9 protein-coding genes are annotated in these 8,402 nt (G+C 70.6%); 3 read left to right on the top strand and 6 right to left on the bottom strand.

Features of this window, described 5'->3' with window-relative positions; genetic code table 11:
• The 6 genes from ACFQ36_RS18175 to ACFQ36_RS18150 form a co-directional block, all read right to left on the bottom strand.
• On the bottom strand, positions 1–349 hold a 349-nt coding region (locus ACFQ36_RS18175), incomplete at its 3' end, for a TSUP family transporter (RefSeq protein ID WP_377016166.1).
• Positions 346–1,446 carry an ABC transporter ATP-binding protein gene (locus ACFQ36_RS18170; RefSeq protein ID WP_377016164.1) on the bottom strand — a complete coding sequence of 367 codons (1,101 nt, stop codon included), beginning with the start codon at positions 1,444–1,446 and terminating at the stop codon, positions 346–348. The genes ACFQ36_RS18175 and ACFQ36_RS18170, both read right to left, overlap by 4 nt.
• Positions 1,443–2,492 (bottom strand): ABC transporter ATP-binding protein, encoded by a 1,050-nt coding sequence (locus ACFQ36_RS18165; RefSeq protein WP_377016162.1) that lies wholly within the window; start codon positions 2,490–2,492, stop codon positions 1,443–1,445. Before ACFQ36_RS18165 ends, ACFQ36_RS18170 begins: the two co-directional genes overlap by 4 nt.
• Positions 2,493–2,494: 2 nt before the next feature.
• Positions 2,495–3,481: an ABC transporter permease gene (locus ACFQ36_RS18160; RefSeq protein WP_377016160.1), complete on the bottom strand. Its 987-nt coding sequence runs from the start codon at positions 3,479–3,481 to the stop codon at positions 2,495–2,497.
• 15 nt (positions 3,482–3,496) lie between these two features.
• Positions 3,497–4,474, bottom strand: coding sequence for an ABC transporter permease (locus tag ACFQ36_RS18155; RefSeq protein WP_377016158.1), 978 nt, complete (start codon positions 4,472–4,474; stop codon positions 3,497–3,499).
• A 33-nt stretch (positions 4,475–4,507) separates the two neighbouring features.
• Positions 4,508–6,100, bottom strand: coding sequence for an ABC transporter substrate-binding protein (locus tag ACFQ36_RS18150; RefSeq protein WP_377016156.1), 1,593 nt, complete (start codon positions 6,098–6,100; stop codon positions 4,508–4,510).
• 291 nt (positions 6,101–6,391) lie between these two features.
• Between ACFQ36_RS18150 and ACFQ36_RS18145 the strand changes: the two genes are divergently transcribed.
• From ACFQ36_RS18145 to ACFQ36_RS18135, 3 genes are all read left to right on the top strand, one after another.
• On the top strand, positions 6,392–7,393 hold the full coding sequence (locus ACFQ36_RS18145; protein ID WP_377016154.1) for a 2-hydroxyacid dehydrogenase: 1,002 nt from the start codon (positions 6,392–6,394) through the stop codon (positions 7,391–7,393).
• Between the two features lie 251 nt (positions 7,394–7,644).
• Positions 7,645–7,788: a universal stress protein gene (locus ACFQ36_RS18140; protein WP_377016152.1), complete on the top strand. Its 144-nt coding sequence runs from the start codon at positions 7,645–7,647 to the stop codon at positions 7,786–7,788.
• 115 nt (positions 7,789–7,903) lie between these two features.
• On the top strand, positions 7,904–8,402 hold a 499-nt coding region (locus ACFQ36_RS18135), incomplete at its 3' end, for an IclR family transcriptional regulator (protein WP_377016150.1).

The following is an 8,402-nucleotide window of genomic DNA, read 5'->3' as shown; positions in this document are numbered from 1 at the left end:
GCCAGCCCAGGAAGGCCGCCCCGACGCCGGCCAGCACGCAGACCGCGACCAGCCAGGACATGGTCCGGACCGGTGCGGAGGCCACGAGCCAGGCGCCCAGCACGCTGCCGGGGATCCGCCCGGCCAGGGCCCAGCCGGCCCCTTTCAGGTCCAGCTCGGACCGTTCCCGGACGGCCACCAGCAGCGTGATGACCGCCGCCAGCATGACCACGAGCGCGGGCAGCAACGAGGGCTCCACCAGCGCGATGACCGGCGCCGCCACCAGGCCGGCGCCGAAGCCGATGGAGCCCTGCAGGCCGGCGGCGACAAAGGTGGTCGCCGCCAGGAGGGCCAGTTCCGCCGGGTTCACTGCCCGGCAGCGATCGCACGCCGTCCGGCCCCGGCCGGGGCGGCGAGCGGGAAGTGGCATTCGGCGGCGTGCTCCACCGGCAGTCCGGGCCTGCGCACCGCCGGCATCGGCAGGGCGGTCCGTCCGGCCAATGCCGCCGTCAGCCTCGGGGGTGCCTGGGTGGCGCAGATGTCCTGCACCTGCCAGCAGCGGGTGCGGAACCGGCAGCCCGACGGCGGGTCCAGCGGCGAGGGCAGCTCACCCTGCAGCACGATCCGCTGCGTGGGCCGGGCCGCGGGATCCAGCTTCGGCGAGGCGGACATCAGTGCCGCGGTGTAGGGGTGCAGCGGGCGCTCGAAGACGTCCTCGGTGGTGCCCGTTTCGATGATCCGGCCCAGGTACATCACGGCGACGCGGTCGGTAACGTGGCGGACCACCGAGAGGTCGTGGGAAATGAAGATGTAGCTGACGCCGAGCTGTTGCTGCAGGTCGTTGAGCAGGTTCAGCACCTGGGCCTGCACGGACAGGTCCAGGGCGGACACCGGCTCGTCCAGGATGATCAGCTCCGGGTTCAGGGCCAGGGCGCGGGCGATGCCGATGCGCTGGCGCTGGCCGCCGGAGAATTCCTGCGGCGATTTTTTTGCGTCCGAGGGCCGCAGGCCCACCAGCTGGAGCAGCTCGCGCAGCCGCGCCTCGCGCTCCCGTCCGGTGCGGTACAGGCCGCGGTGGGTGGCCCATGGCTCGGCGATGATCTCGCCGGCGGTCATCCGCGCGTTCAGCGAGGCAAAGGGATCCTGGAACACCATTTGCACCCGCCGTCGCCAGGACAAAAGCTCCTTGCCCTTGAGCGCGAACGGGTCCTGGCCCTCGAAGGTGACCGAGCCGGAGTCCGGCGTCTCCAGCAGCATCAGCGTGCGCGCCAAGGTGGATTTGCCGCAGCCGGACTCGCCGACCAGTCCGAGGGTTTCCCCGCGGCCCACCGACAGGCTGATCCCGTCCAATGCGCGCAGGCGGTTGTTGCCCGACGCGCTGCGTGCCACCTGGAAGGTCTTGGTGACATCGCGGACCTCGAGCGCTGCGGGGTCGCCGGAAACGGGACGGTCGAGCACGGTGGTCATGGCTGGATCTCCTCGAGGGTCGAAGCGGCGGGAACGGCAGGAACACTGTCGGAGAAGTGGCACGCGGCCCGCTGGCCGGGCGCGACCTCGCGCAGGACCGGGCGTTCCTGCCGGCACACGGCCTGGGCCAGCGGGCAGCGGTCCTGGTAGACGCAGCCGGCCGGGATGTTCTTCAGTTCCGGCGGGCTGCCGGGAATGGAGGCCAGGCTGCTGCCGCGTTCGGCGGCCACCGGCACGGATTCGAGCAGGCCTTTGGTGTACGGGTGGCGGGGGCTGGCGAAGACCTGTCCGACCGGCCCCTGCTCGGCGACGGTGCCGGCGTACATGACGACGACGTCGTCCGCCTCCTCGGCCACGACGGCCAGGTCGTGCGTGATGAGCACGACCGCCATGTCCTCCTCCTCGCGCAGCCGCCGCAGCAGGTCCATGATCTGGGCCTGCACCGTCACGTCGAGCGCGGTGGTGGGCTCGTCGGCGATCAGCAGGCGCGGGCTCAGGGCCACGGCCATGGCGATCAGGATGCGCTGGCGCATGCCGCCGGAGAACTGGTGCGGGTAGGCGTTGACCCGCGACTCGGGTTCGGGGATGCCGACCCGGCGCATCAGCTTCACGGCCTCTTGGCGGGCCGCGGCCGCGGAAGCGCCGTGGTGGATGCGGAAGGCCTCGCCGAGCTGGACGCCCACCGGGTAGACCGGGTTCAGGGCCGTCAGGGCGTCCTGGAAGACGATTCCGAGCCCGGCGCCGGCGACCTTGCGGCGCTGCCTGGGCGGCATCCGGACCAGGTCCGCGCCTTCCAGTTCGGCGCTGCCGCCGGCCACATGGGCCACCGGATCGAGCAGGCCGGCAATGGCCTTGGCGGTCATGGACTTGCCGCAGCCGGATTCGCCCAGCAGCGCCAGGGTCCGGCCGGCGCGGGCCTCGAACCCGACCGCGTCCACGGCCCGGACGGTGCCGGCGGGGGTGCGGATATCGACGTCGAGGCCTTCGACGCGGAGCACGGGCCGGCCGGCGGGGCGGCCGGCGGAGCTTTCGGCAGCAGAGGTCATTCTCACTTGGACTCCTTGGCCGTCAGGCGGGCGATGAACTTGCGGCGTCCCGGCACCGCCAGGCGCCAGCGCTGGGACGGGTCGGTGGCGATGCGCAGCCACGCCGCGAGCATATTGGCCGAGATGGCGGTGATGACGATGGCCAGGCCCGGGAAGATGGACAGCCACCAGGCGGTCTGCAGGTACTGGCGGCCCTGTGCCACCAGCAGGCCCCAGCTGACGTCCGGCGGCTGGATGCCGATGCCGAGGAAGCTCAGCGAGGACTCGGCCAACATGACGTAGCAGAACTCCAGGGTGGCCAGGGTCAGGATGGTGGGGATGACCACCGGGATGACGTGGCGGGCGATGATGGCGTTCGGCCGGGCGCCGAAGGTGCGCGCGGCGTCGACGAAGGTGCGGCTCTGCAGCTCGGCCGATTCGGCGCGCGCGGTGCGCAGGTAGATCGGGATGCGCGTCAGGGCCAGGATCAGCACGATGTTCGCCGCGGACGGGCTGAACACGTACAGTACGACGACGGCCAGCAGCAGCGAGGGAAAGCTCATGATGATGTCGGCGACGCGCATGGAGACGTTTTCCCGCCAGCCGCGGTGGTAACCGGCCCAGACGCCCCACAGCGAACCGAGCACCATCGCCGCCGCCACGCCCGGGACCGCGACCAGCAGCGTGGTCCGGGTGGCGGTGACGAGCCGGGCCAGCACCGAGCGGCCCAGGGAGTCCGAGCCAAGGAAGTATTCCCACCCGTTGGCCGGGTTGAAGGGGGCCTTGTTGGCAAACAGCAGGTTCTGCTTGGTGGCCAGGTCGCCCATCAGCGCCGGCCCGAAGGCCGCGGTCAGCAGCACCACGAGCAGGATGACGGCGCCGGTGCAGGCAAACTTGTCCCGCAGCAGCATCCGGAACAGGCCGGGGGCGGCCGATTTCGCTTCCCGCCGCGCGGAAGCGGCCTGCGGCGCCGGCCCGGCGCCGGGGAGCTCTTGCATGGTCTGGCTCATGGGTTTGCTTCCTTCCTAGGCGTTGGCCGGGACGGCCGCGGCGGGGGCACGGCGGGCCTTGGCACGGCGGGACGCGGACGCCGGGCGCACGCGCGGATCCAGCAGGGCGTACAGCAGGTCGATGACGATGTTCAGGACGAAAATGGCCACCGCGGTCAGCAGCACGCAGGCCTGGAGCACGGCGAAGTCGCGCTGCAGGATCGAGTCGATCATCAGCTTGCCGATGCCGGGCCAGCCGAAGATGGTCTCGACCACCACCGCGCCGTTGACCAGGCCCACGGTCAGGTCGCCGGCGACGGTGAGTGCCGGCGCGGCGGCATTGCGCAGCGCATGCCGGGTGACCACGCGGGCCTGCGAGGCGCCCTTGCTGCGGGCCAGCTTGATATAGGGTTCCGACAGCGAGGACACCATGGCCCCGCGCACCACCTGGACGAGCGCGCCGAAGGGCCTCATCACGAGCGTGCCGATCGGCAGGAACCAGGCGGCGGCGCCGGTGACGCCGGAGGTCGGCACCCAGCCGAGGGTGATGGCGAAGATCCAGATCCCCACGATCGCCAGCCAGAAGTCCGGGATGGACGCGGCCGCCATCGAGATGAAGCTGGAGATGCGGTCCGCGGCGCCGTTGGGCTTCAGCGCCGCCCAGCTGCCGACGATCACCGCCAGCACGATGGCCAGCACCATGGTGGTGGCGGCGAGCTGGAGGGTGGCCGGGAAAGCCCGTAGCGCCATGGCGGCCGCGGACTCCCCCGTCCGGAGGGAGGTGCCGAAATCCAGCTGGAGGACGCCGCCGAAGTAGTCGGCCATCTGGACCAGCAGCGGCTGGTCCAGGCCGTTGCGGGCGGCAAAATCCGCGCGCATTTGGTCCGTGGCGTTCAGCGGCAGGTACAGGCTGGCCGGATTGCCTGTGAGCCTGGCCAGCGCGAAGACACCGACGATGACCACTACCAGCGGCAGGGCGCTGGAGACGATTCGCTTTCTCAGGTACGTCAGCATGGCTTCCCTCGTTTCCCCTTCGTTGCCGTCCGGCTACTGCGCCGGCTTGACCTCGGCCAGCCGCAGTTCGTCACCGGTGGAGGAGTTGGGCGTGTAGTCGACGGTCTTGGCCTTGCCGATCATGCCGGTCTGGTGGGCGATGTGGGCGAACTGCACGACCTTGTCGTTCTGGTAGGCGAAGACCTCCTCGAAGGCCTTCTGGCGCTCCTCGCCGGTCGCGGCGTCGGCCTTCTTGATCAGCGCGTCGAGCTCCGGGGTGCCGAAGGCGCTCTGCGCACCCTTGGAGGCCATGTACTGGTCCACCGTGAACGCGGCGTCACCGGCCTGGTTGCCGTGCTGGGTCATCAGCATCAGCGCGCCGGAGGTCTTGGCAAACGGGCGTACCTGGTAGGTCAGGTGCTGGCTGGTTTCGAGCATCTGCAGCTTGACGTTCAGGCCGGCCTGGGTGAGCTGCTCCTGGAGCACCTGGCCCAGTTCCTCGATCTTCGGGAACTGTGCGCTGCGCACCACCAGGTCGATCTCGGCGCCGGTGTCCACGCCGTCGGCCTTGGCCTCGGCCACCAGCTGCTTGGCCTTTTCCAGGTCGAACGGCCACGGCTGCAGCGCGTCGTTGTGGCCGACGACGCCGGAGGGCACCAGCTGGGCGGCCGCCTTGTCGCGGCCGCCGTAGAGGCTGGAGACGATTCCTTCCTTGTCGATCGCGTAGTTGACCGCCTGGCGGATCCGGATGTCGTTGAAGGGGGCCTTGTCGGCGTGCATGCGCAGGGCGACCGTCTCATTGTTCGGGTAGGACACGCCCAGGTCGCCGATGTTGTCCTCAGGGCTCAGGCCGGTCGCGATGTCCGCCTCGCCGGAGGTGATCATGGCCGCGCGCACGCTGCCCTCGGAGCGCCACTGGTACTCGGCCTTGGCATAGGCCGGCTTCTCTCCCCAGTAGCCGTCGAACCGGGCGACGGTGATCTTCTGGCCGGCGTCCCATTTCTCCAGCTTGTACGGGCCGGTGCCGATGGGCTCGCGCACCTTTTCGGTGTCCGAGGTCTCGGCCGGCACGACCTCCAGGAAGGACAGCCGCAACGGCAGGATCGGATCGGCCTCCGGCGCGGTGACCTGCAGGGTGGTGTCGTTGACCGCCTTCACCGCCAGGTCCTGGTCGCCGAAGACGTAGCCTTCGACGTTGCAGCCGAGCTTGGAGTTCACCGCGCGGTCGATGGTGGCGGCCGCGTCCTCGGCGGTGAAGCTGCTGCCGTCGTGGAACTTCACGCCTTCGCGCAGGGTCAGGGTCCAGACCCTGTTGTCCTTGGACTCCCATTTGGTGGCCAGCTTCGGCTCCAGGCCGCCGGTGGTCGGATTGCGCTCGATCAGCGGTTCGGTGATGGTCGAACGGTCGACGACGCCGGTGCTGGTCAGGTTCGCCTCGCAGGGTTCGAGGGTCGGGGGCTCCTGCTGCAGCACCACGCGCAGCATGTCCGAAGCGGCCGCGGCCGAACCGCCGCCGGAGGCCTCGCCGGAATTGGCCACGGAGCAGCCGCTGAGGACCAGGCCGGTGCCGAGCACGGCCAGGGCCAGCGCGCCGTTGCGCCGGCGCAGCCCGGACTTCCGGGCAGGGCGTTCGGTGTAAAGCGTCATTGTTTCCTCCAGGGCGAAGACCGGCAGCAGGCCGGCAGCGTCTACATATGAAGTCAGGAGCTGGATTGGTATGCATCAGCTTGGGAGCCGGAAAAGTCCGCGTCAAGGAAAGTTCCGGGTGTGACGGGCCCGCAGCCAGGGCGCCAATGCCGTATGCGGCCGCGATCGACGCCGGGGCGGGTGTGACTTCCGCGACATTCCGCGGCTCGCAGCTAATCCATGCTGGAGCAGTATTGATCCATGCATTCTGCGTGTTGGACGTGCATCACGGCCGTTTCCTACTGTGCAGGCATGACGAACCATGCTCCGGCCGCCGCCGATGTGCCCACTGCCCTGCCTGCCGCTGCCGCCACCGGCCACACGATCCTGCAAGTCGGGCCGGTGAACCCGGACGTGCAGGCCGCACTGGCCGGGGAGTTCGGCGCCCTGCGCCTGCCCGAGACCCGGCCCGAGCGCGAGGACTTCCTGCACGAACACGGCGGGCAGGTCACCGTCGCCGTCTGCTCCGGCCGGATCGGCGTGGATACCGAACTGATGCGGGCATTGCCGAACCTGGCCGCAATCGTCAACTTCGGCGTCGGCTACGACAGCACCGATATTGCCCAGGCGGCCGAGCGCGGCATCCCGGTCAGCAACACCCCCGACGTGCTCACCGACTGCGTCGCGGACACGGCCCTGGCCCTGTACCTGGACGTGCTGCGCCGCATTTCCGCCGCCGACCGCTTCGTCCGCCGCGGGGACTGGGAGGCCACCGGCAACTTCCCGCTGGCGGTGCGGGCCTCGGGCAAGCGGGTGGGCATCCTCGGGCTCGGCCGGATCGGCGCGGCCATCGCCCGCCGGCTCGAGGGCTTCGGCTGCGAGCTGCACTACCATAACCGCCGCCGCATCGACGGTTCCCCCTACGCGTACCACGCCTCCGCCCGGGAGCTGGCCGAGGCCGTCGAGGTCCTGATCGTGGCCGCGGCCGGCGGCCCGGAGTCGGCCGGCCTGGTCGACGCCGACGTGCTCACCGCCCTGGGCAGCGAGGGCTACCTCGTCAACATCGCCCGCGGCTCGGTCGTCGACGAACCGGCGCTGGTGTCCGCCCTGGTCGAGGGCCGGATCGCCGGCGCCGGGCTGGATGTCTTCGCGCACGAGCCGTACGTGCCGGCGCAACTGCTGGACCTCGATTCCGTCGTCGTGCTGCCCCATCTGGGCAGCGGCACCGCCGAGACCCGGAAGGACATGGCACGCCTGACCCTGGAGAACCTGCGCAGCTTCCTGCGCGACGGTTCGCTCACCACCCCCGTCTGAGCCTCCGGCACCAGGAACAAAGGTCCGGTCATGACTGTCGTTGCCGGATTCACCAACACCCCCGAAGGATTCGCAGCCGCCGAGGCTGCGGCGGACGAGGCTGCCCTGCGGCGCACCGCCGTCGTCCCGCTGGATTCCTCCGGCTCGGCGGATCCTGGCGGCCATGCCGCGGAACTCCGTCAGGTCGAACTCCGTCAGGTCGAACTCCGTCAGGTGCTCGCCCGCGCCGCGGCGGCAGGGTCAGGGCCGAGGTGCAGCCGCTGCCGCCGGAGACGGATCCGGGCGACGCGCTGATCGATGCCTCCTACCGGCGCGACGTCGAACTGGTGGTCATCGGGGTCCGCCGCCGCTCGCCGGTGGGCAAGCTCTTCCTCGGCTCCACCTCGCAGCGGTGATCCTGGAGGCCGGCTGCGCCGTTCAGGCCGTCAAGGTCCGGGTGGGGCCGCGCGGCTGAAGCCGCCGGAGACGTATGCTGGCCGCACAGGGCACCGCACGGAAGGGGCAGCAGGTATGGGCGAGCAGCCGCCATCCGGGATCCGCCACGGCGGGGTGCGGGAGGTCAAGTCGGCCGCCCGGACCATCGGGATCCTGGAACTGCTGGCCGAACGCGGCAACGAACCGGTGACCATCCGGGAGATCTGCGCCGCCATGGACACCCCGCGCAGCAGCATCTATGCGCTGCTGCGGACGCTGACCGATGCCGGCTGGGTGCGGACGGATTCCACCCGCTCGCTCTACAGCATCGGCATCCGCGCGCTGCTGGCCGGCACCACCTACCTGGACGCCGATCCGCTGCTGAAGGTGGTCCGGCCCCACCTGGCCCTGCTGGGCAAGCAGGTGCGCGGCACAGTCAACTACGGCCGGCTCGACGGCCGGCATATTGTCTACCTGGCCAGCTGGGAGGCCCCGGGACATGAGCGTGCGGCGGCACGCGTGGGCCGCCGGCTGCCCGCCCACGCCACAGCGCTCGGCCAGGCCGTGCTCGCCGGGCTCGAGCCGGCGGAAACGG

The organism is Arthrobacter sp. GCM10027362 (assembly GCF_042679445.1).
Lineage (GTDB): Bacteria > Actinomycetota > Actinomycetes > Actinomycetales > Micrococcaceae > Crystallibacter.
Note: the sequence above shows the minus strand (reverse complement) of the source record. Positions and strands in the feature narration are given on the sequence as shown.